This is a genomic window from Lacrimispora sanguinis (assembly GCF_044987295.1).
In the GTDB taxonomy this organism is placed as follows: Bacteria; Bacillota; Clostridia; order Lachnospirales; family Lachnospiraceae; genus Lacrimispora; species Lacrimispora celerecrescens_B.
Genome location: NZ_CP173277.1, coordinates 4,619,648 through 4,644,043, shown reverse-complemented (window position 1 = coordinate 4,644,043; position 24,396 = coordinate 4,619,648). Strand labels below are relative to the sequence as shown.

The window sequence follows — 24,396 nt, the reverse complement described above, 5'->3', positions numbered from 1 at the left end:
TACTTATGAATCGAACATTTTCCGATTGTTCAAGTTGCGGGAAACTCATGCTGCTTGTAGGAGTGCTGGTAGCCACCCCCCTGACCGTTCTGCCCTTTTATCCTGATGACATCATCTATATGCTGTCTTTCCTTATTCCTGCAGGTGGATCAATGATACTCGGGGCAATTCTCTGTTTGTTCGGAAGACAGGATGGGGATGGCGGACTTGAATGGAGATCCTCCATACAGCGCAGCAGCCTTACCGTATTATTTGCATGGTTTTGGGGTATTTTTGTAGGTGCCATTCCATTTGTTATCGGTAAACAGTTAATCATTCTACAGGCTTTGTTTGAGTCTGTAAGCGGCTGGACGACAACAGGACTTTCCGTGATGGACGTTACGGTAACACCTAAAATATTTTTGTTTCACCGAAGTTTCATGCAGTATTGCGGCGGTCTAGGGTTTGTGATGATGATGGTCATGTTCGTATCGGGGAAGCATTCGATGAACTTGTTTACCGCGGAGGGGCACCCAGATAAGCTCATGCCAAACCTTAAAAAAACGGCGCAGACGGTATTTGCCATGTACAGCTGTCTCCTGATTGCAGGGACGGCTGCATACCGGATTGCCGGAATGGAACTGTTTGATGCCATCATGCACACCATGTGTGCACTGTCAACCGGCGGTTTTTCAACACGGCTCAACAGTATAGGAGAATATAACAGTTTTTTCATAGAGATCATCACTATTTTCCTGATGCTGGCCGGAACCACCAACTTTGCTGCATTGCTGCTGCTTGCAAAACGAAAATGGCGGCAGTTCACTGGCATCAGCGAGATCCGGTTTATGTTCCTGCTTTTACTCATATTTGTGCCGCTTACAGCGATATCCCTCTCACATGGTCTTGGCATCAGCCTTGCCCAGGGCTTGCGCAAGGCCTCATTTGATATCGTATCTGCCCTTTCCACTACCGGTTATTCCACCATGAGCTACACATCATGGCCGCCTGTTGCTATAGGCATACTCATTCTGATGATGCTCATCGGCGGCGGCATGGGTTCCACAGCAGGAGGATTAAAATTATCCCGGGTTTACATAATGCTAAGACTGGCTGTCCTGGAAATACGCAAAAGACTTTCTCCTACCCGCAATGTGGAAGCTCCTGTATATGTAAAAGCACAGGGCAAAACACCCATTGACTCCTCCCTTGCAGCAGATACAACAGGATTTGCCGTCTGTTATATGGGATTATTCATAACAGGATCACTGCTTACTACGGTTACCGCAGGCTGTGGACTAACAGAAGGAATGTTTGAGTTCGCATCCGCGCTGGGTACCGTGGGCCTGTCAATTGGCATCACCGGACCTTTAACCGGTGCCGGTACCTTGATTGTCGAAATGTTTGGAATGGTACTTGGAAGACTTGAAATCTTTCTTGTAATCATAGGATTTTATTCCGGCGTGAACATTCTGCGTCAGAGCTTTAACAGAAAATTGTAAATAAATAGGGTTTCAGAGTTTGTTCCCGGGCTCTGAAACCCTGTTACTGTATATTTTAAAAATATTAATTGATGTTCATTTTAACCGTTCCATGGTATACTTTGAATTACTACATATAAGGCGGTGATAAAGTGATCTTTCAGATCAGTATATTTGGATTAATTACCTGTTTTTATATTGGATATTTCATGAAACAGATACTTCTCCGGAAAAAGGGCATTCATACAAACCGGTTGGCTAAGGGCCGCAAGCCTCCTAAAACGGCTGCGATTGAAACAGCCCTGTTAACGGCTACCTACAGCATTGCAGTCATTCAGTATGCAAGTGTTTTCTTTCCCCGGTTCATACTTACTCTTAAATTTCCAACAAGCATTCGGTGGGTTGGTATCGTGCTTACAGGAGGCGGAGTCATTTTCTTTATCCTGGCTATTACCTCCATGCGTGACAGCTGGCGGGCAGGTGTAGACGAAAGCCAAAAGACTGCCATTGTCACAAATGGAATTTACAAAATCAGCAGAAATCCCGCCTTTTTAGGCTTTGACATGCTGTACCTTGGCTCAGCACTTGCACTGCCAAACGTCATCCTTCTGGTCGCAGCGGTCATTGGCATCCTGCTGCTGCATTTACAGATTCTGGAGGAAGAAACATATTTGCCGCGTGCCTTTGGGGATGAGTATTTGCAGTACAAGAGCCGCACGGCACGGTATTTTCTGTTTTTCTAACTTGTTTTACATTTGATGAGCGCCGTTTTATGAGCATTATCGGTATGGCGGTAAAAATGCTCACAGCAAAGTTCAATCCCCCACAGTTGCACTGGATCATGCGCAAAAGATATATGATGAACAGTTTTTAAATAAGGATAAGTGATTTGGATCTTGATAAGATCTTTTGATGCGATACTTTGTATTGTAATAAGAATAGTGAAGATGATTATAAGAATTATGAATTATACCTTGAAATTTTCACCCGTCTCCGCTATAATAGCTCAAGGGAATGAAGTTCTCCCTGTGCTGATTATAGCCGAACCGCTTATTAAGCTGATGACTTCTGCAATAATTTCATTGCAGAAGTGTCAGCTTTTTTACATTTCTGCACAAAGGAGGATATATATGCTTTTCAGTCTTGCGATGATGGTTCTTTGCGGTATGATATTGAGCGGAACCATGCAGAAACTTAAACTCCCTGGCCTTGTGGGCATGCTTCTCACCGGCATTGTGTTAGGGCCGTATGCGCTGAATTTGATCGCGCCGGAGCTGTTGAATATTTCTGCAGATTTGAGACAAATTGCCCTGATCGTGATTCTTACAAGGGCAGGGCTCGCGCTGGATATTAAGGATTTAAAGAAGGTTGGCCGTCCGGCAATCCTTATGTGTTTCATTCCGGCAAGTTTTGAAATAGCCGCCACTACTATTTTTGCACCTATGCTCTTCCCCATTTCTCATTTGGAAGCAGCCATTATGGGAACTGTGCTCGGTGCAGTCTCCCCGGCAGTTATTGTGCCTAAAATGTTAAAGCTGATGGAGCATGGCTATGGCAGGGAAAAGAGCATTCCGCAGCTTATCATGGCCGGAGCATCCGTTGACGACATTTATGTCATTGTCCTTTTTACATCATTCATGGGGATGTACGAAGGAAGCAGTTTTGATGCCATAAGCCTTATAAAAATACCTGTGGCCATTATGACAGGCTTGTTAGTCGGTATTTTACTGGGCCTGGTTTTGGTAAAGCTGTTTCAAAAAATCCACTTGCGGGATACCGCCAAGATTTTGATTTTATTAAGCACTGCGTTTTTGCTGGTTTCTCTTGAAACCGCCATGAAAGCGTATGTGCCTATGTCGGGTTTGCTGGCTGTCATGGCTTTAGGCGGTACCATCCTGAAGCAATATGATATATTAGCAAAGCGCCTGTCGGGCAAGTTCTCAAAGATCTGGGTGGCTGCGGAGTTGATGCTGTTTATATTGGTAGGTGCAACAGTGGATATCAGCTATGCGGCAAAGGCCGGATTTGCGGCTGTCGCTCTTATCTTTATTGCTCTGCTGATACGGGTATGCGGTGTGTTTTTCTGCCTTGTCAAAACCCCAATAAGTGCAAAGGAGCGCCTGTTTTGTGCCATTGCCTATTTACCGAAAGCAACTGTACAGGCGGCAATCGGAGGACTTCCTTTGGCGGCTGGCGTTGCAGCCGGCAATACGATTTTGACGGTTGCGGTTTTAGCGATCCTGATCACTGCTCCAATAGGGGCGATCGGCGTGGATGCAACTTATAAAAGGCTGCTTGTAAAGAGTAACAGTCACACGAAAACCCCTACAACCGGCAAACGGTAATGGGAACCATGTCGGTTGTATAGGGTGGCTTTATGGTTTATCAGAGAACCTTACACCCCAACCACATGCCCGTAATTCGGAAAGGGCATTAAAAATCCAGACCTTTCTTTGGAAGAGAAAGGGTCTGGATAAAGCTGTTGGATTAAGATTTGCCTGAAACATACACCACTTACTTAATGGTGCATTTTCTTACCTTTCAATGCTGAAGCAGTCGCCTGCACTGCCGCATACATAACTCCTGCGCAAGGCCAGATAATCCATGTCCGGCTCCAATTTCCCGTATAAAAGCTGATACCGAGATATACTGCGGTAATGGTACTCCAATAGATCACATGCAGGTATTCTGTCCGCTTCTTTTCCAGTTTTTTCTCTACTGTATAATCCCCCTCTTGCAGCAGCATCTGGAAACAGCCTTTTTTCTCTCCTGCTATCACGAATAAAAATACAGCACAGGCAACTATGATCAACAGGAACACTACACACATAACATAGACAAAGTCTGAGCTGCTTAACGCAACGGCTGTCATCAATGGCAAAGCGCAGATAATACACAGGAAGATACCTGCCACATTAAAGATTCTATAGGTTCCTTCATATTCTGCCATCCTTTTTCTTACGATCCCTTCCACTCCATATTCCAGGCGGAAGATTTCTTTCTCCAAATACTGGTAAGATTCCATTTTCATTCCATTCATTACAAAAAACACTGTGACAATACCGACAATCAGCAGCAATATGGCCACTCCTAATCCTCCTGCCATGTTTTCACTGATATTTACATCTTTTAATTCTGTTAATCCTCCCAGAAAAATTAGCATGACCGGAGACAAAACATAAGCCGCGATACCTGAGGCTGCCTTTTTTGCCCCGCGGATCTTGATATCCATGAATTGATTGGCCATTTCAAGGGTAACTGTCTTCTGAACTTCATCGCGGTCAGTTTCCATGGCAATAGATACCGGATCTGCCTCCATCTCTTCCTTTAATAAATAATCCGTACTGACATCGAATGCCTGACTAAGTTTTAAAATTCGTTCCAAATCAGGAATTGAAGTTCCGGACTCCCACTTAGATACTGACTGTCTCGATACGCCCATCTGGTAAGCCAGCTCCTCCTGCGACCATCCGGCCTTCTTACGCAATGCAATAATTTTTTCTGCTAATATCACAATGCACCATCCTTTCAAAATTTATTTATGTCATTCCATCTTCAAATGTCCTGTAATAAATATCTGCGTTCACCTGGTGATATATGACTGTCTGTATTGTAGTATTTTTACCGGTTGACAACCACCAAGTGCGCTGTATAATTTGTCAACTGGCGGTTGCAAATTCTACTTTACTATATCAATGACCGTTTTTACAATACAAATGTGATGATTTAACTGAAATACTAAAAGAATTTTTATCATTACTGGTCAAGCGGATATTCGAAATCCGTGCCCCTACTTGATGAGGTTAAACTATATCCCGGAAATAATACATTAAAATATGCAGAAAAGCCTTGACTACTACGTAACGTGATAGTGTACCATTTAGACATGGAACGAAACAGATTATTCGCCGGCAAATATCTTTATTGTTCTCAATTATTCAAGTGAAAGGGGCTGATAAACATGAAAACCATAAGCCAGGTTGCTGAATTAACAGGTATCAGCACACGGACGTTGCAATACTATGATGAAATTGGTCTTTTAAAACCGAGTGAATTAACACCGTCTGGTTATCGTTTGTACAGCGATGAAGCCTTGCAAAAGCTGCAGCAAATTTTATTTTTTAAAGAACTGGATTTTAAACTGAAAGAAATTAATGAAATACTGCAAAAACCAGAATTTGATAAAGTTGAAGCTTTTAAGAAGCAAAAGAAGTTACTCTGTTTAAAACGTGATCGGATAGACAAACTTATTGAGCTTCTGGATCGATTAGAAAAAGGAGAACCGTGCATGAGTTTTAAAGAATTTGACCTAAGTGAATATTTCGAAGCATTGGAGCAATTCAAAAATCAAAAAGAAGACGATGTTATAAAACATTGGGGCAGCATCGAAAACTTCAACCAGCTGATTCAAAAAATTAAAGATGATGAATCCAACGTAGCTAAACTTGCCATTAAACAATTTGGAAGTATTGAAAAATACACGGAAGCCATGAAATACAATCTGGAACATTTTTCAGATTTAATGGAGCAATCAAAAGAACTCGCCAAGAACAAGGATGAAATATTGCAGAAAAGCAATGATTTATACGTGAAATTAACTTCTGATTTAATAAAAGATGCTACTTCCAGAGAAATTCAGGATATTGTCCACGAGATAGTGGAACTTTCCAATGAAAACAATTTAGGGATAGATATGGGGGATGGATTCTGGGATATGGTAATAGAAAGCTATTCCCATGATACTATCAGGGAAATCACTGACAAAAAATATGGAGCCGGGGCTTCCGATTATATTAAGAAGGCATTGCAATATTATTTTCACGATTAAACTTTCAAATAATAAACCAAAGCCGCTTGGATCAAAACGGAAAAAGCTACACCGGAATCACAACTCAAAAAAACGCTGCAGCCCGCATAAATACCGGACTGCAGCGTTTCAACTCCTTATTCACTCTAAAATATCCCCTTCCTCTCCCTGCAGCACCAACCTCACCTTACGCTCAAATGGTACATATTCATTTAAGTAAATGGTATACCCCTGGGAATTCACCTTCTCACCACTATAATGTCCTTTAAATGCATGCAGGCCAAATCCTGGTCCAATCTTAATTCGCTGTCCCTCATGAAGAAGAACAACATCCCCATCCCGCAGAATCATTGAGGCTCCCGGATAAGTATCCATGCAAAAACTCTTACTCTCTAACACTGCACCAGACGGTACACACAGTTGAAGCCGAATAGGTACACGGCTTATCCCCTCTGCTTTTAGAGATAACTCTGCGCCGCCCTCTACTTCAGTCACTCCTACCCACAGCCTCACAGCACCCTTTACCAGCACCTCTCGTTCCGTATGGTCCATTTTCCACCAATCACTGGTATCCGGAGCCTCTTTCCAGGGGAGGTAATAGCGGTTTTCCACGGTTGAAGACAGCTCATATTCCTTCTCTTCCATCATCACCTTCATATCAGTCACTTGAAAATCCCTGTTATACCCTATGCTTTCTCCAATCCGTACATAAATTAGAGTTGATTTCCATTTTAAATAGAGGAATTCATCCTTTTCTCTCAATACACTGTATCCAAAGTTACCCTGCCTGACCCGAACCACTCCTGATTCTTTATAAAACTTACGATAATTTTCCAAGTACCCATATTCCCTAAAGAAAACACTTGCATTATACAGTTTGCAAGGTCTAGGACTCAAATTATCCAGAGCTGGTTGAATTGTCATGGGCAAACCGCTATTAACACACTTTGTCTATTTAGTTCATACATTATAGTACGAATTTCTTTGGACGATACACAATTTATGTGCTGCTTTAATAGACGTTTTGGATGGAAACGCGGTAATACAAATGGGCGGGGAACCGGTAACTGGTTCGCCGATTCATAGTATCGTATCATTATTTGACTGCCTTCAGGAGATAAAAGTAAGCCATTCTCAAAATTCACACCTTGCCTGCTTGTCCCATATACTATTAATGTAACAGCATGAAAGGAGTCATAGTATATGAAAAACGAAGCTATGAAATGTAGAATAATTTGTAAGAATTGTGAACCAAAATGTGAATGCGAGCGTGAACGCGAGCGCGAATGCAAACCAAAATGTGAGTGCGAATGCAAACCAAAACGTGAATGCGAATGCAAACCAAAACGTGAATGTGAGCATAAATGTAAATGCAAACCAAAATGTGAATGCGAATCAAAATGCGAATGCAAAGTAAAATGGGAATGCAAGCCAAAATGTGAATGCGAATGCAAACACGAATGCAAACCAAAATGCGAATGCGAATGCGAACGCGAACACGAATGTGAATGTGAGCATGAACGTGAATATGAATATGAATATGAAAATGAACGTGAATGTGAATGTGAATGCGAACATGAACGTGAATGGTGAATATAAGAAATAAAAGAAACCTACTGGTAAGACTTAAAGGACAACTGGGGAAAGACAAAAAGATGTTAATGATAAGAGCGGGCCTTGGTACTCCGGGCCCGCTTTATTAATTAAACTATTACAATCAATTTGCTAAGTTCAAAATGGACTTGAGGTTCAAAAGCGTTCATACAGCAGAACCCGAACAAAATCCCCATAATCAATGTTTTGCTGCGTTTTCTGGTGAAGCACACTTAACTGGTTAGAACCACTTTCATGATGTAAAATTTAGAGAAAATCATTTACACTTATAATGCCATATTCAAACATCTGGTATTTTGGGTGTTATTTGGGTACCACTTGCCATAAAAAAAGTTCGGGAACCCGCATAAACACAGGGGTTCCCGAAACTGTTTGTTACTCGAATTCAATTGTAGCCGGCGGTTTCCCCGTGCAATCATAAAGCACTCGGTTCACGCCCTTCACTTCATTTACGATCCGTCTGGTCACTGTCCCTAAAACTTCCCAAGGCAGTTCTGCAGATTCAGCCGTCATAAAGTCAGAGGTAAGCACCGCTCTTAATGCAATGGCATAATCATAGGTTCTTTCGTCTCCCATGCAGCCTACAGAACGCATATTGGTAAGTGCTGCAAAGTACTGTCCCAGTCCCTTATCTACACCAGCCTTGGCAATCTCTTCTCTATAGATTGCATCTGCCTCCTGAACGATTCTTACTTTCTCAGGAGTAATTGCACCGATAATGCGAACACCAAGTCCTGGACCTGGGAATGGCTGACGGTAAACCAGATATTCCGGAATACCAAGCTCCAGACCTGCTTTTCTAACCTCATCTTTAAACAGAAGTCTCAAAGGTTCGATAATCTCTTTAAAATCTACATGCTCTGGAAGTCCTCCCACATTATGATGGGATTTGATCACTGCTGACTTACCAAGGCCAGACTCGATCACGTCAGGATAAATGGTTCCCTGTACAAAGAAATCCACTTTTCCGATCTTCTTAGCTTCATCCTCAAATACGCGGATAAATTCCTCGCCAATGATCTTACGTTTTGTTTCAGGATCTTCTACCCCTGACAGCTTGTCATAGAAACGGCTCTGGGCATTAACGCGGATAAAGTTCAAATCATAAGGTCCCTCAGGTCCAAATACGGCCTCAACCTCATCACCCTCGTTCTTACGAAGAAGACCGTGGTCAACAAATACGCAGGTAAGCTGTTTTCCGACAGCTTTCGCTAACATAACCGCAGCTACGGAAGAGTCTACACCGCCGGATAAGGCGCAAAGTACTTTGCCGTCTCCAACCTTTTCCCTGATGGCCTCAATGGAAGCCTCAACAAAGGAGTCCATCTTCCAGTCGCCGGAACACTTACAGACATTATAAATAAAATTGGAAAGCATCTTGGCGCCTTCCTGGGTATGCATAACCTCAGGATGGAACTGTACGGCATAAAGGCCGCGTTCTTCGCATTCCATACCAGCAACCGGGCATACCGGTGTATGAGCAGTAACATGGAACCCTTCCGGTGCCTTCTCTACGTAATCCGTATGGCTCATCCAGCAAACCGTCTTGGAACTTACATTTTCTAAAATTTTGCTGTCAGTTTCCACGTTAACTTCTGTCTTTCCGAATTCACTAACAGGTGCTGTAGCAACTTTGCCGCCCAGCATATATGCCATAACCTGAGTACCGTAGCAGATTCCCAGAATCGGTATTCCCATATCAAAGATTTCCTTTGAACAAAGTGGGGAATCCTCCTTATACACGCTGTTTGGACCGCCTGTAAAAATAATTCCTTTCGGATTCATTTCCTTAATCTTGTCCAGTGACAGTGTGTAGGGATGAACCTCACAGTAAACATTGCATTCTCTAACCCTTCTGGCAATCAGCTGGTTGTATTGTCCACCGAAATCCAGAACGATAATCATTTCTCTCTCCACGGTATTCCTCCTAATTTCATCTTTAACAAATAAAGCTTTGGGTTACATTATATTCTACTTCCACTTGCTTGACAAGTATTTTCTTGAAATCTTCCCTGCTCTATTGTTCCATCTTTTTAACATTTTTATAAACGAATGAATCAAGTAGACATATTTACACATCTACTTGATTCACAAACTCAAAGCTTAAAGAAGTACTTTTATACCTTATCTCATTCAGCCAGCGGCCTACTCAAAAACCTTTTCACATAATACCCTGTATATGAGGAAGGACATTCTGCAACCTCTTCCGGCGTACCCTGGGCAATTATCGTACCGCCCTTTTCGCCGCCCTCCGGTCCGATGTCAATGAGGTAATCCGCTGTCTTGATCACATCCAGATTATGTTCAATAACAACAACCGTATTGCCGCCTTCCGAAAGCTTGTGTAAAATCTCGATCAGCTTATGAACATCTGCAAAATGAAGGCCGGTCGTAGGCTCGTCTAAAATGTAAATGGTCTTTCCGGTTCCCCGCTTGCTCAATTCTGTAGCCAGCTTGATTCTCTGGGCTTCTCCTCCGGAAAGCTCCGTAGACGGCTGCCCAAGCCTGATATAGGAAAGCCCTACATCATTGAGTGTGGCGATCTTCCTTGCAATAGAAGGAACATTTTCAAAAAACTTCAGTGCTTCCTCTACTGTCATGTTCAGGACGTCATAAATATTTTTTCCCTTGTATTTTACATCCAGTGTTTCACGGTTATACCGTTTACCGCCGCAGACCTCGCAGGGAACATAAACATCCGGAAGGAAATGCATCTCGATTTTAATGATTCCATCGCCGCTGCAGGCTTCGCATCGTCCACCTTTTACATTAAAACTGAAACGCCCCTTGGAATAGCCCTTTGCTTTTGCATCGGAAGTGGAAGCAAACAAGTCACGGATCAAATCAAATACTCCTGTATAAGTTGCCGGATTGGACCTAGGCGTCCGTCCAATGGGGGACTGGTCAATGGCGATGATCTTATCCAGCTGCTCCGTTCCCTCAATTGCCTTATGTTTTCCTGGAATGATCCTGGCACGGTTTAATTTTTTCGCCAGGGATTTATAAAGGATCTCGTTGACAAGAGAACTCTTCCCAGAACCGGATACACCGGTCACGCAGGTCATAACTCCCAGCGGGAAGGTCACATCAATGTTTTTCAGATTGTTTTCCGCTGCTCCTTTTACGGTCAGATAGCCGGTAGGCTGTCTTCTCTCCTTGGGAACCGGAATTTTAATCCGTCCGCTTAAATAGGCGCCAGTAATGGAATCCTTATTCTTCATGATCTGCTTGGCATTTCCCGTAGCGACCACATTTCCACCGTGCTCCCCGGCTCCAGGGCCGATATCCACAATGTAATCTGCTGCCATCATGGTATCCTCGTCATGCTCCACCACGAGCACGCTGTTTCCCAAATCGCGAAGGTGCAAGAGGGTCTTTAACAATTTATCATTATCCCTCTGGTGAAGCCCTATGCTTGGCTCGTCCAGAATGTAAGCAACACCTACAAGGCCGGAACCGATCTGGGTCGCCAGACGGATTCTCTGAGCTTCGCCGCCGGACAAAGTTCCTGTAGCACGGGTCAGGGACAGATAGTCAAGTCCAACATCAATAAGGAACGATATTCTAGCTCGTATTTCCTTTAAAATCTGGTCTCCAATGGCGTGCTGCATAGGGGTCAGCACCATTTCGTCCATAAAATTACGGAACTTAACAATTGACATGTTGGTAGCTTCATAAATATTCTTATCTCCAACCGTTACCGCCAGGGATTCCTTCTTAAGTCTCATACCTCCGCAGGAAGGACAGGGCGTGATCCGCATAAAGGATTCATACTCCGCCTTGGAGGAGTCGGAGTAAGTTTCCCGGTATCTACGGGCAACATTTTGGACAAGGCCTTCAAATGCCACGTCGTAAACGCCCTCTCCCCTCTGTCCCTTATAATGAACCTTGACTTCCTTCCCATTGGTTCCATTGATGAGAACATCATGGACTTCCTTCGGATAATCCTCAAAAGGAGTATCCAGTCGGAATTTATATTCTTTTGCAAGGGCCTCCAAAATAGCCCGGGTATAGCTGCCCTTATCCGTACAGGACTGCCAGCCCATCACCACTATGGCTCCCTGGTCAATGCTTAAGCTCTTATCCGGGATCATCAGATCCTCGTCAAATTCCATCTTATATCCAAGCCCAAAACAATCCGGGCAGGCACCGAACGGATTGTTAAAGGAAAAGCTTCTGGGCTCCACCTCATCAATGCTGATGCCGCAGTCCGGACAGGAAAAGCTCTGGCTGAAATTAATGGGCTGTCCATCCACTACATCTACGGTCATCAGTCCGCCTGCCAGTTCCAAAACTGTCTCAATGGAGTCGGTCAGACGCTTTTCGATTCCTTCTCGAATCGCAAGACGATCCACTACCACCTCAATGCTGTGTTTGATATTCTTATCCAGCTTTATTTCCTCGGAAAGCTCATATAGATTTCCGTCAATGCGTACCCTTACGTATCCACTTCTCCGGGCATGCTCTAAAACCTTCGCATGCTCCCCCTTCCGTCCACGGACAACAGGGGCCAAAAGCTGGATCTTCGTCCGCTCTGGCAGTTCCATGATTTGATCCACCATCTGATCAATGGTCTGCTTGCGGATTTCCCTCCCGCATTTGGGGCAGTGAGGAATTCCGATCCTGGCATACAAAAGCCTCATATAATCATAAATCTCTGTAACCGTACCCACTGTCGAACGAGGGTTACGGTTGGTAGACTTCTGGTCAATGGAAATGGCCGGTGAAAGTCCTTCAATGCTTTCCACATCCGGCTTTTCCATCTGCCCTAAGAACTGCCGGGCATAGGAGGAAAGAGACTCCATATATCGTCTCTGCCCTTCAGCATAGATGGTATCAAAAGCCAGGGAAGACTTTCCCGAACCACTGAGGCCGGTTAAGACAACCAGCTCATTTCTTGGAATATCCACGGAAATATTCTTTAAGTTGTGCTCATTGGCACCTCTTATCTTAATATACTGTTTTGCCATAATATACTCCTGTAATAAACTATAATTCTAAATATGAGAACAATAGAATGCGGACCATATCTAGCCCGCACCTGAATCATTTAGCAACCGATTTTCTTCATTATATCATATCTTTTTCCTTATTGCAAACATTTGTTCGAGGAATCCTTAACTTCAGTCACGATTCATGCCATGACCAGCCATGATCCTTTTCAAATAGAATGAACCAGCCATGGACATTAAATACTGTTAAATATTGATTCTTGCGCGTTTAATTGCCCATTCCGCTCATGGGTGCTGCATTTCCTCTTTTTTTGCCGCCTCAAATCCCTGCATTTATTTGCATATTGGATCATCATGCAAAGCTTGTTCTGTCATACAATGAATGGTATAATATGGAATCATGCTCTTTAGGCCAAAACGTCCGGCAAAAGGGTATTAACTGTATTGATTTGCTAAATGATATTTACCAAATGAAATTTACACTTTTATTAATTACGGAGGTTGGAATATGATAGAGGTAGATTCAAACAAACACGCATGGAGCCAAGTTTCACAAGACCACTACATTGCATTTAAAAAATCTCTTTTAGATGGCAGCCATAAGTTCAATAAATATATTAAAAATGAACTTGGAGATTTGAGCGGAAAAAAGATTATTCATTTACAATGTAACACCGGCGCAGATACGATATTGCTAGCAAGAATGGGAGCCAGTGCAACAGGTGTTGACTTGGTGCCGGATAATATTCACTATGCAAAAAAACTGGCAGAGGATTTGAATATTACAAATATTGATTTTATAGAATCCGATATCATGAAATTCATGGATTGTCATAATGAAAAATATGATGTCGTGTTCGTATCCGAGGGGGCGATCGGTTGGCTTCCTGATCTTAAAAAATGGGGACAAACCATACGTCATTTACTCAAGGATGATGGATTTTTCTATGTATTTGACAGCCATCCGTTCTTTCTGGCAATGGATGAACAAAAGCTTTCCAACAATGTGATGGAAGTAAAGTATCCTTATTTCGGAAAAGAACCCGATGTTGAAGATTCTATAGGTGGATATGCCTCTGAACCAAAGCATGGTGTTAAGGCATATTTTTGGATGTATACGGTTTCAGATTTAATCAATTCCCTTACTTCTGCGGGACTGCATATTGAACATTTCAATGAATTTAAGGAAAACTTCTTTGATGCTGGCGGCTTGCACAATATAGGAGATGGACTATTTAACTACGATTATAATACGGATAAGTTCCCAATGTCCTTTAGCATAAAAGCAACCGTGTATGACAAATAGAGTTAGTCAATCGGATATTCGCAATCTGCTTCGCTGCTTAATGAGGTTCAATCACTGGCAGGTCAACTTAATGAAAGCCTGAAACGACATTACCAATGTACTTATAATGCCTGGACGGTTGGCTGATTAAGCTTGCCGTCCTTTTTACAACTTGCTTTAAGGGGGATCATATATGAAAAAGATTATAGAAGTAGCCAACCTAAGAAAAAATTACGGCAAACTAACTGCCGTAAAAGATATCAGTTTTTATGTGGAGCAAGGAAAGCTGTTTTCCTTTCTTGGTCCTAATGGTGCAGGAAAATCAACTACCATTGATATCTTATGTACCTTATTGGATTTTGATAAAGGGGAAATCACGATCAACGGGCTTGACCTTCGGCACGATAATCAGGCTATCCGGGAAATGATCGGCGTAGTATTTCAGGATAGTGTACTTGACACGTTACTCACCGTAAGAGAAAATCTGACCATCCGGGCTGGCTTATACACATCGGATAAAGCCAGGATCAAAAATGCCGTACATGAAGCCATAGCAGCAACAGAATTAAATGAATTAGCAGACAGGCCTTACGGGCAGCTTTCTGGCGGTCAGCGGCGAAGGGCAGATATTGCCCGCGCGCTGATCCATACGCCTCAAATCCTGTTCCTTGACGAACCTACTACTGGCCTTGATCCTCAAACCAGGAAAAGCATTTGGAATACAATCAGACAGCTTCAAATGAAAACAGGTATGACGGTTTTTCTGACCACCCATTACATGGAGGAAGCGGCCGAATCAGATTATGTGATTGTCATCGATCACGGGGAAATTGCAGCAAAGGGTACGCCTGCCGCATTAAAAACACAGTATACCACTGATACCTTAAGAATGTCCGTACTGAATGAAGCAGCCCTGCGGCAAACCATGGAGGAACTAGAGCTGGTTTTCACCGTATCGGCGGGCGAGTTTGTTGTAAAGCTGCCGGATACCATGGCTGCTATTCCCATTGTAGAAAAATGCCAAAGTTATATTAATAGCTTTCAGGTCCTTCAGGGAACCATGGATGAGGCCTTTATCAGCATTACAGGAAAGGAGCTGCGGCAATGATAGTTTTTATTGAACGTAATTTGAAGTTATTTTTTCGTGACAGGCTCGCTGTATTTTTCTCTCTTCTGTCCGTTTTCATTATTATTGGGCTTTATGCGTTGTTCTTAGGAGATGTATGGATGAACGATTCCATGAAGGATCTTAAGAATGCACAGACTATGATGAACAGCTGGCTGGTTTCAGGACTTCTTACAGTTACTTCTAAGACCACCACTATGGGTGCGTTTGGTGTTATGATCGATGACAAAGTGCAAAAAATCAATAAGGATTTTGATTCTTCCCCCATTAAAAGAAGCAGCATCACTGGCGGATATATTGGAAGCTCCTTTTTAATTGGCGTGATCATGGCCCTTGTTACGGCTGTGGTCGCAGAAATTTATATCGTGCACAGCGGAGGAGAATGGCTTACTCCCATTGCCTGTATGAAGGTCTTCTTGCTAATACTTCTTACGGCATTAACTAACACTTCTTTGGTTTGCTTTGTTGTGTCATTTTTCAAGAGTCATAGCGCATTCAGCACAGCCAGTACTATTCTGGGCACTCTGATTGGATTTTTAACCGGTATCTATCTTCCCGTAGGAACTTTGCCTGCATCAGTGCAAACGGTTATAAAAGTATTTCCTGTTTCCCATGGCGCATCACTGTTTCGTCAGGTATTGATGGAGGTGCCCATGCAGAACTCCTTTGATGGAATACCAGCCATTTATTTGGAGGAATTTAAAGAGTATATGGGCGTAACATTCCGCTTTGGAGGGCATGAGGTGACACCGACTGCCAGCATTGTGATCTTACTTTGTACTGCTGTTGTATTTTATAGTCTTTCCCTTTTTAATATGTTGAGAAAACACAGATAGGGAGAGCCTGGCTTATTTCCATGTTCATACAAAAAGAAAGAGGATGTCTCAAATGTGAATTTCAACTTTATACAATGTAAATAGTAATGAGTTTAAAAATACATTTGAGACATCCTTAATTTAAATCAAATCAGCTGCGACCCACATAAAACGTCCCGGCGGCGTTGTCCACACTTCTCTATAGGTCGCAATATTGGCGGGCGGCCAATAAGGAAGGTCTTCGTTTCCTCTGGTCTGTACACCTACCGGCATCTCTCCAACCGTTTCTCCAAGCAGAGCCGTATATTCCTGTCCATAATGGTTTCCTTCTCCGTAGATCAATGACTGACCGAATGGGTTCTTTCCAAGGGTCCAGTAAAGCTGCTCTCTGGCAATTTCAATTAACTCCCCATCGCCAAAATACGTTCCTATGATTGAAGCCGCTTTTCCCATAGACAGCTGGATTGCGGAATTTCCACGGTAGGAAAACCAAACCGGGAAGGTTCTTACATAGTATCCGTTACCCAGGTCAGTCCCTTGCTTTAACTGCTCCACATAATTGATCCGTTCTCTCTCATAATCAACCTTTGGATGCACCACATGGAAGGCTTCCTGGTCATCTGCCTCGCTGATGTGATGGATTCCGGCCGGCAGCATGCCATAGGGAGCCGTATACTTCTGAAGGCCTTTAAAATATTCCCCATGGAGCTTTAAGCCGTCTTCCCACACCGCCTTGTTTTCATGCTCTGAAAGGGCACCGCAAACCTCTGCCAGGGCCATGGCAAAAACCTGATCCCTCGCCTGATGGGAGAAATGGACGATATGGGTTTTGGTTTCATCTCTGTAGAAGAATCCCCTCATGGGCAGGTCATTCCTGGTTTCCTGACAGGAAATTACCTTATCCGCATACTCGGCAGCCTTATAATAAAAATAGCTGTCTCCGGTAATTTTGTATATCCTGCCTGCAGCCCATGCTGCAACAGCATAGTATTGGGAAAGGCTGGAGCCTGCCGTATGTTCCAGTAAATGATACGGTCCTTCCACTCCAACTTCCCGGAACCGTTCATCTGCAAAACGGAAGTCTTCTTTCGCCGCATCTACGCACTTCCATGCCAACTCCTGATCCAGTTCCTTAAACGCTTCTCCGGCACCGGCCTCTACTGCAGCAAAAACAAAGTTTTCAAAGGACCGGTTGTGAACATCTGCTTCACAATCATCCATATTTCCTATGAAGTTGTCGGTCCACCTGCGGATGGCCGCATGGGATGCACGGTAGCCGTCTCCAAAGCGCATTCGAAGCACAAAATCCAGTCCCCAGTTTGCTTCTTCCATCATTCTGCGGTACAGCATTGGATCAGAATCCTTCACCTTCCCTGCGGAAGCGATCATGGCATCTAAGATCTCTGCCGTCTGCATGGTCTGCTGGGAAACATCTGCCGCATCGTGCCAGCCGCCTGCATATACCAATTTCACCCCGTTGTGTTCTGCGATCACATCCTGATGGCAGGTTCCATGACAGTTAGGTACCGGATAGCCGCACCGCTCACAATACATGAAATTGGTCAGCTTCCACAAGGTACTTTCCAATAAGTCATTTCCTATGATAAACCGCTCACTTACCGTATTTCCAAACCGGATCCTGTATGTGCCTTCGGTTTTTAAGTCTGAAAAATCCAATACCCTAAAGCTTCCCAGGTGGTTTTCCACCTTCTCAATCTGCCCGCGGTATGCCACTTCTTTCTCTAAGCCGTCTTCTTCCCTCACGATTTCAAACTCTTTGGCTGAGGTATTGGCAATTGCGGTTTTTCTCCCGTTTGTAAAGTAACCGGTTGTAGAATATACTACTTCCTCTTCCTCACACTGCCATCCATGAACAACTCCTGGTTTTACCTCCTGAAGCTGAATATCACAGAGCTCAAATCTTAGATCATCTCCAGTGCTCACTTCCTTGCCATATCGGTGAATGTTAAATGATAGCTCCTCGATTGCATCATGGGCAATGGAATCAATCTCCCAGGTACAGGTATTCCATTCATTATTTTTTAAATTGATGGCATTAAAGCCTTCTCTTGAATAGACATCCGGTATCTTGGTTACCCCATTATTGACAAATCCAACACGCACGATTGGGCTGTGAAGGCCAGGGCAAATGGGACGGATTTTAAACCATATCCGGTTTCCTTTTCCAAGTTCCAGCCCTTTCACGTTAAGCTTTGCAATATAGCTTCCAAATGTGGCGTAAAGTCCTGCTGCCGCATCGTTTGCCCTGACTTCATTATCCGGCCAATGGTCTGCCCGTGACTTTGTTTCCAGGAACAATATTTTTCCATCCTTTACCTGAACTTCACCCTCACCGTCAAAGCTCCATGGCTCCAGGCTGGTTCCATCCCATAAACTCACGGAAGACAAAACCGGCTTTTTCAAATTATAAGTCTCCATGCTTTTGTCGTACTCCGGTTTTAATGGGTAATGTACGTATAATGACTCTATTAAATTATTTTTAAATTGGCGATCCATTTTTATCCCTCATCAAAGATTATTATTCAATTTCAAAAATAGCTTCTGTCTCAACAGGAATATTTCCAGGTAATACGTTGACACCTATGGCTGAACGGGCCGGTACATTCTCCTGCCCCAAAAGCTGCAGCAGTAATTCACTTCCTCCGTTAGCCACTGCCGGCTGCTCATAAAAGGTATCCTCACTTGCTACAAAGGTAAGAATTTTGACTGCACGTTTTATCCGGTTCAAATCCCCGATTTTATCCTGTAACACTGCAAGAACATTTAACATGGCATTTCTGGAAAAGGTTTTTCCTTCTTCTGTGGTAAACTCATTTCCAAGCTTTCCACTAATCCCTTCTCCTCCGATCACCGGCCCGCAGCCTGATATGTACACCAGGTTATTTCCAAATTCCTGGCACGGGGCATATACTCCTCCTTTAGGCGGAGCTGCCGGGATCTCCAAATTAAGTTCCTTCAGTTTTTCATAAATATTCATGTCTGCTTCCTTCTTTCCTTTTTTCTGCCCGGCTTCTTAAGGCATATATATATGCCTGGAAGGGGGTTCCTACTATTTAATTAAAGCCCTTTCTTAACAGCTTCCCACTGGTGCGGTCCACAAGAATGCCGTCTGCCAGCACCTGTTTTCCTCCCACCAGCACCAGGTCCATGCCCGTACACAGGTCATGTTTTCCGGTGTAATCTGCATGATCTAAGAAACTCTCCGGCTGAAATACCAGTACATCTGCCTGGTATCCGGGCCTTAAAAGCCCCCTGTCCTCCAGGCCCATCCGTTTTGCAGGCTGATAAGTCATCTTACTGATGGCCTGCTCCATGGACAGCACCTTTCGCTTTATTACAAAATCATTTAAAAATCTTGCAGTCGTCCCAAGGAGACGGGGATGAGCGTTCTTTCCGTCACCGCCGTACAGGGAGTCAGAAATCAAAAGGGTAAAGGGAAGACGGGCCACTGCATCCACATCCTGCTGGGACATGCTTAACACAATAATTCCCACTTTCCCGTTTTCCTCCACAAGTAAGTCTGCCACAAGATCAGAAGGCTCTTCATATCCCAGCTTTTCCGCCAGAGCTGCGATTGTCTGTCCTTGCATAAATATATGCTTTTCGAGGGTGACGGAGCTGATGATGATCCGGTCCCAGCCAATGCTTTCCGACATATTATCCCAGCCCTGGTGAACCTTATTTAGCTCTGAGCGTAGCCTCTGCTTCCCTTCTGGGCCTGATAAACCTTTTACCAGAGCCTCGAAGGACTCTTCCATAATAGTTGGCGGAAGTAAGGACTGGAGGGTGGTGGAACCGCCGTCATAGGGATAAAAATCTGCAGTGACATCCTGCCCTGATTCCCTGGCCTGTTCAATCCTCTGAATCGCCTCAAAGATCCTGCTATTCCAGTTCTTGATACCCGTTGATTTTAAATGGCTGATATTTAGGGGAACCCCTGCCTTTGCCGCCACATCGATCACTTCTTCCACAGACTCCACCAGGCTGTCTCCCTCTCCCCGGATATGGGTGCAGAGAATGCCGCCGTTTCCGGCAACTGCCTTTACAACCGTTGTAAGTTCCTCCCTGTTTGAATAGCATTCCGGCTGATACATGATTCCCAGTGTAACCCCAAAGGCTCCTTGGGCTAATGCGCTTTTCACGTACTCCTGAGCTGTTTTAAGCTCTTCTGCTGTATAGGCCTTGCTCCCAAACCCCTTTAGAGCTACTTTGATACTATCCGAAGCTGCAAAAAATCCCATGTTGAGTGGTAGATCTGCTGCTTCCAGAGCTTTCCTGTAATCTTCATAGGTCTCAAAGGCCATATCATCAGGAAGTCTTCCGATTACCGGTTCCAGGTAATCATATAATTCCTTCCGCCATGAGGGAACCGAAGGCACAGGTGCAAGACCGCAGTTGCCCACAAAGGTGGTTGTTATTCCCTGGGCCAGTTCTATTTCCCCGAAATGAGGATTGGTAAAAGGCGCAATATCGCAATGACGGTGAATATCAATAAAACCGGGAGTTACCGCCTTCCCGGAAGCGTCGATCACCTGGGCATCTTCCCTCTCAATATCCGGGGCAATTTCAATCACTCTTTCCCCCTCGATCAGAACATCACTTTGATACGGCTGTTCTCCGCTTCCGTCATAAATCAATCCGTTTTTGATCAGAATGTAACTCATATCAGCATCCCTCTTGCATCTACTTTTTGTTTTCTGAGAGAACCGTTCTCCAGAATGTATACAGTATTCTGCATATTAACAGCCGTACATACATGAATGGGGATCAGGGACAGAACCTGACCCACATGCAGCCCGGTCTCCCCGTTTACAGCTGTAATGATCCCATGCTCTTCATTCATTCGTGATAACTTAAGATTGTCATCGCCTTCCACCACCGCATATCCGGGATAGTAAAACGGCGGCTGCCCAGGAACCACGTCCGTTGGAAAGCACTTGGTTCCTCCGTCTACAACGGCATAATCCGAATGCTGGCAGCTGACTACCGTCGCATAGAACCGGACAGCGATCTCACTGATATCGGCTACCTTTTCCTTAGTCAGCATAAAATCATCAAAAATATAGGTACCAGGGCGGATCTCATTTACCATTCCCGTCTGTGCAACCTGAACACCGGTGGGGGACGAACCAGCGCTGATGTCCTGAATCTCTACTCCTGCTTTTTTTAACATCATAGCAGCTTCAGCCATCATGTTTCCTTCTTCCTCAGCAGCCAGCATATTGTCCTCCGTTGGCTTGCCGGACAGAATCAGGCTCTTAAATGTAAATATACCTGTCAGGTTTAAATGCTTCATCTGCTTAAGGGCAAGGGCCAGCTCCACCGCCCGGTCCATGGGCACTCCTGTGCGTCCGGCTCCCGTATCAATCTCCATACGGACTTCCAGGATCATATCCTGGTCTGAAGCTGCCTGATTCAGCGACTTAGCACCTTCCAGGCTGTCAATGGCCCAAATGAGCCGTTTGATCCTTTTTGCTAACGCAATCGCCCTCTGGATACGGAAATTTCCGACCATAGGATAAGCAATGAAAATATCCTCCATGCCTCCGTCAGCCATGACCTCAGCTTCACTTACTTTGGCGCAGGTGATCCCGCTTGCACCGGCCTTCATCTGCATTTCGGCAAATAAGGGCATTTTATGGGTCTTGATATGAGGACGCAGCCGACAGCCGGCTTGATCAGCTGCTTCCTGCATTCGTCTTATGTTCTTTTCCGCCAGTTCCACATCAATCACCAGGCAGGGTGTCTCTAATTGTTGTATCTGTTCCTGTGTAAGTTCCATCCTTATTTCCTCCCGTCTCAGCTTCCATAACTGTCAGCCACACTCCGCACCACCAGGTTCTCTTTCACCAGGTCTGGGCTCATATGGTCTTTAAAGTCTTTTTTGCTTACGTGAACCGTAACTCCTTCCGGTGATGTGATATCAAAAAAGTTATCAGAGAAAATAACGTCAAAGTCTTTCAAATAAAGTTCCACATACTGGCAGAAGCAGGAAGCCTTCACCGTAATATCAAAGCTATGCTCTGACTCTGTAACTGAAACATCATAAGCCGGGGCATGATAATCAAAATGCTTTGGCTTCACAAACAATACCGTCCGTTCCGTAAGAAGCTCTTCTCCCCTGAATAACCGGAATACGGAATAAACAGAAGAACAAAGGGCCTCATCATCGGTCCATGGAGAAAAATCTGTTTCCTTGCACTTTAACACCGACAACGCCGGCAAGCCGCCTTCCCATGCTTCTTCCCATAATACCCTAAATTCATGATCCATAAGAAGAATATCCGCTCTGCACTGCTGTTCCTCCCTGGTATCATTATGAACGTAATAGGAAACATGAGGAGAGAGTTCCTTCTCTTCACCGATGGAAATGGTAAAGGGCGCATAAAACCTGCGGGCCCCGTAATGGAGCGCTTTCCAGCGTCCGTAATAATCAATGCTCGCCCAGGAAGCCACCGGCCAGCAGTCATTGAGCTGCCAGTAGAGAGAACCCATGCATTGCCCCCGTTTTCTTCTCCAGTGTTCCACGCCGTACTCAATGGCCTTTAACTGAAGAATCTGAGAGATATATGCCAAGGAATCCGTATCCTTTGGATAAAGGAAGTAATCTGCTATGTAGTTTAATATTTTCCCGTTAGCTGCCGGGTTTTTCTGGTGGGATTCCATAACCTTACTGAAAATATTCCGGTCCTCCGGCAGGGTAAAGGAGGCTATGGTTTTGCTGTGGGGAAAGGATTGGAATCCATATTCGGAACAAAAACTGAAATCTCCATATTCCGTAAATGGCTTTCCTGAATGCCAGACCTCCCAGTAATGCTGATCCCCGCGGTTGGTCGCATTGGGATTGTCAAAGGCTCCTCCTGAGGACGGAGATGACGGCCAGAAAAAGGTGGTATCATCACAGGCCTTAATTGCCCGGGGGAGAATATATTCAAATATTTTTGTATAGTCCGCTTTATATCTGGGGTGATGGCCTTTCAGTCTTGCCCACTCATCGGCCCAGCCCCATTCCATTTCATTATTACCGCACCACAGGGCCAGACAGGCATGGTGCCTTAAACGGCGTACATTGTCCTTTGTTTCTTCTACAATGTCCTCTTCAAATGTGTCGTTTAATGCATAGACATTGCATCCAAACATCAGGTCCTGCCAGATTAATATTCCTTCTTCATCGCATTTATCATAAAAATAGTCATCAGGGTAATAACCTCCGCCCCAGACTCTTAAACAATTGAAGTTAGCGGCGGCACAGTCTTCGATCAGCTGTGCAGTCCTCTCCTTCGTCACTCTTGTTAAAATATTATCTTCCGGGATGTAATTTGCTCCCATGGTAAATATTTTAATTCCGTTCACCGTAATGGCAAACTCATTTCCGTATTCATTTTTGTCCGTGCTAACGGTCACGGTCCGAAGACCGATCCGGCACTCATAGGTGTCATGACAGGTTTCCGCCTCATCTAACAGGCGGATGCTCACCCTGTATAATGGATGCTCACCTAAACCGTTGGGCCACCATAACCGGGGCTCCGGAATGGTTTCTTCATACTGCCATTCCCTGCTGTTTCGAACTGTCCTGGATACTAACCCGCCTTCCGGATCTGTTATTTCAGTCTCGGTAAACCATGTCTGCCTTTGTTCCTGTCTGTTTTCATAAGAGGAAAGCTGCTTTATCTTTACTTCAAATTTCAGCCCTGCGCTGCCGCTGCTCCCATGCTCTTGTCTGATTTGGACATCCTGGATTTTTGCTTCACTGAAATATTTGATGGCTATATTGCGAAAGATCCCCATATCCGGAAGCTGAGGACCCCAGTCCCATCCAAACATATAATGAGCCTTGCGAAGGGCTGCATTCCCGTGGATACATCCGGTGGAGGCATAGAAGATATCATTTCCCTCATCCTCTTTCCTTACGAAGTCCAGAGGGGAGTGAAAGAAGACCTCGATCCGGTTTTCTCCTTCCTGCAAAAATTCTTTTACAGGGAGACGGTAGGTTCTGTGCATATCCCTGGTTTCTGCCACCAGGCGGCTATTGATACTGATAGAGGCAATGGTATCGATCCCGTCGCAGATAAGTTCTGCGCAGGAAAAATCCAAATCCTCTCCTGATACCGTAAAGTTTCTTTCATAAAGATAATTATTTGCCATCAATTCCCGGACAGCATACTCGTTGCTTCTCCAATAAGGATCCTCGATCAGCTTATTTTGAAGCATATGGCTGATCACCGTTCCCGGCACTTCTCCCGTATATACGGCATCGTGGGAGGCGCTTTCGGAATGCCATTGCCAAATTCCATTTAATGATTGTATTTTTCGCAT

Annotated in this window: 16 protein-coding genes and 1 riboswitch; of the genes, 7 read left to right on the top strand and 9 right to left on the bottom strand. The window is 44.3% G+C overall.

The window, feature by feature from the left end; genetic code table 11:
* The first annotated feature begins 5 nt into the window (after nucleotides 1–5).
* From ACHZES_RS21435 to ACHZES_RS21425, 3 genes are all read left to right on the top strand, one after another.
* Entirely contained in the window at nucleotides 6–1,481 is a 1,476-nt protein-coding gene (locus tag ACHZES_RS21435; RefSeq protein ID WP_395546579.1) for a TrkH family potassium uptake protein, read from the top strand.
* A gap of 188 nt (nucleotides 1,482–1,669) precedes the next feature.
* Complete coding sequence (locus ACHZES_RS21430; RefSeq protein ID WP_395546578.1) at nucleotides 1,670–2,203, top strand: methyltransferase family protein; 534 nt, start codon at nucleotides 1,670–1,672, stop codon at nucleotides 2,201–2,203.
* A 258-nt stretch (nucleotides 2,204–2,461) separates the two neighbouring features.
* Nucleotides 2,462–2,538: riboswitch (Fluoride riboswitch) on the top strand.
* Between the two features lie 52 nt (nucleotides 2,539–2,590).
* A complete protein-coding gene (locus ACHZES_RS21425; protein ID WP_395546577.1) occupies nucleotides 2,591–3,805 on the top strand; it encodes a cation:proton antiporter in 1,215 nt (404 codons plus the stop codon).
* Nucleotides 3,806–3,978: 173 nt separating this feature from the next.
* Here the strand turns inward: ACHZES_RS21425 and ACHZES_RS21420 are convergent, their stop codons facing one another.
* Nucleotides 3,979–4,974 (bottom strand): helix-turn-helix domain-containing protein, encoded by a 996-nt coding sequence (locus tag ACHZES_RS21420; protein WP_395546576.1) that lies wholly within the window; start codon nucleotides 4,972–4,974, stop codon nucleotides 3,979–3,981.
* Nucleotides 4,975–5,421: 447 nt separating this feature from the next.
* Here ACHZES_RS21420 and ACHZES_RS21415 point away from each other — a divergent pair, with 447 nt between their 5' ends.
* Nucleotides 5,422–6,288 (top strand): MerR family transcriptional regulator, encoded by an 867-nt coding sequence (locus tag ACHZES_RS21415; protein ID WP_395546575.1) that lies wholly within the window; start codon nucleotides 5,422–5,424, stop codon nucleotides 6,286–6,288.
* A gap of 120 nt (nucleotides 6,289–6,408) precedes the next feature.
* On the opposite strand, the gene ACHZES_RS21410 is transcribed toward ACHZES_RS21415, so the two are convergent.
* The 3 genes from ACHZES_RS21410 to uvrA form a co-directional block, all read right to left on the bottom strand.
* The gene (locus tag ACHZES_RS21410; RefSeq protein WP_395546574.1) at nucleotides 6,409–7,104 is read right to left on the bottom strand and encodes a hypothetical protein; all 696 of its coding nucleotides are present in this window, start codon (nucleotides 7,102–7,104) and stop codon (nucleotides 6,409–6,411) included.
* Nucleotides 7,105–8,256: 1,152 nt separating this feature from the next.
* Nucleotides 8,257–9,798: a glutamine-hydrolyzing GMP synthase gene (gene guaA / locus ACHZES_RS21405; protein WP_353655173.1), complete on the bottom strand. Its 1,542-nt coding sequence runs from the start codon at nucleotides 9,796–9,798 to the stop codon at nucleotides 8,257–8,259.
* A gap of 212 nt (nucleotides 9,799–10,010) precedes the next feature.
* Entirely contained in the window at nucleotides 10,011–12,851 is a 2,841-nt protein-coding gene (gene uvrA / locus ACHZES_RS21400; protein WP_038280069.1) for an excinuclease ABC subunit UvrA, read from the bottom strand.
* A gap of 490 nt (nucleotides 12,852–13,341) precedes the next feature.
* On the opposite strand from uvrA, the gene ACHZES_RS21395 reads away from it, so the two are divergent.
* From ACHZES_RS21395 to ACHZES_RS21385, 3 genes are all read left to right on the top strand, one after another.
* Nucleotides 13,342–14,139, top strand: a complete 798-nt coding sequence (locus ACHZES_RS21395) for a class I SAM-dependent methyltransferase (protein ID WP_395546573.1) — start codon at nucleotides 13,342–13,344, stop codon at nucleotides 14,137–14,139.
* A 172-nt stretch (nucleotides 14,140–14,311) separates the two neighbouring features.
* Nucleotides 14,312–15,226: an ABC transporter ATP-binding protein gene (locus tag ACHZES_RS21390; protein WP_154523635.1), complete on the top strand. Its 915-nt coding sequence runs from the start codon at nucleotides 14,312–14,314 to the stop codon at nucleotides 15,224–15,226.
* Nucleotides 15,223–16,080: an ABC transporter permease gene (locus tag ACHZES_RS21385; RefSeq protein WP_395546572.1), complete on the top strand. Its 858-nt coding sequence runs from the start codon at nucleotides 15,223–15,225 to the stop codon at nucleotides 16,078–16,080. The genes ACHZES_RS21390 and ACHZES_RS21385 overlap by 4 nt, the downstream gene beginning before the upstream one ends.
* Before the next feature lie 120 nt (nucleotides 16,081–16,200).
* On the opposite strand, the gene ACHZES_RS21380 is transcribed toward ACHZES_RS21385, so the two are convergent.
* The 5 genes from ACHZES_RS21380 to ACHZES_RS21360 form a co-directional block, all read right to left on the bottom strand.
* On the bottom strand, nucleotides 16,201–18,576 hold the full coding sequence (locus ACHZES_RS21380; protein WP_395546571.1) for a glycoside hydrolase family 9 protein: 2,376 nt from the start codon (nucleotides 18,574–18,576) through the stop codon (nucleotides 16,201–16,203).
* 22 nt (nucleotides 18,577–18,598) lie between these two features.
* On the bottom strand, nucleotides 18,599–19,057 hold the full coding sequence (locus ACHZES_RS21375; RefSeq protein WP_038280072.1) for a RidA family protein: 459 nt from the start codon (nucleotides 19,055–19,057) through the stop codon (nucleotides 18,599–18,601).
* Between the two features lie 76 nt (nucleotides 19,058–19,133).
* Nucleotides 19,134–20,744 carry an amidohydrolase family protein gene (locus tag ACHZES_RS21370; RefSeq protein WP_395546570.1) on the bottom strand — a complete coding sequence of 537 codons (1,611 nt, stop codon included), beginning with the start codon at nucleotides 20,742–20,744 and terminating at the stop codon, nucleotides 19,134–19,136.
* Nucleotides 20,741–21,862, bottom strand: a complete 1,122-nt coding sequence (locus tag ACHZES_RS21365) for an alanine racemase (RefSeq protein ID WP_395546568.1) — start codon at nucleotides 21,860–21,862, stop codon at nucleotides 20,741–20,743. Before ACHZES_RS21365 ends, ACHZES_RS21370 begins: the two co-directional genes overlap by 4 nt.
* A gap of 17 nt (nucleotides 21,863–21,879) precedes the next feature.
* Nucleotides 21,880–24,396 (bottom strand): glycosyl hydrolase 2 galactose-binding domain-containing protein, encoded by a 2,517-nt coding sequence (locus tag ACHZES_RS21360; protein WP_395546567.1) that lies wholly within the window; start codon nucleotides 24,394–24,396, stop codon nucleotides 21,880–21,882.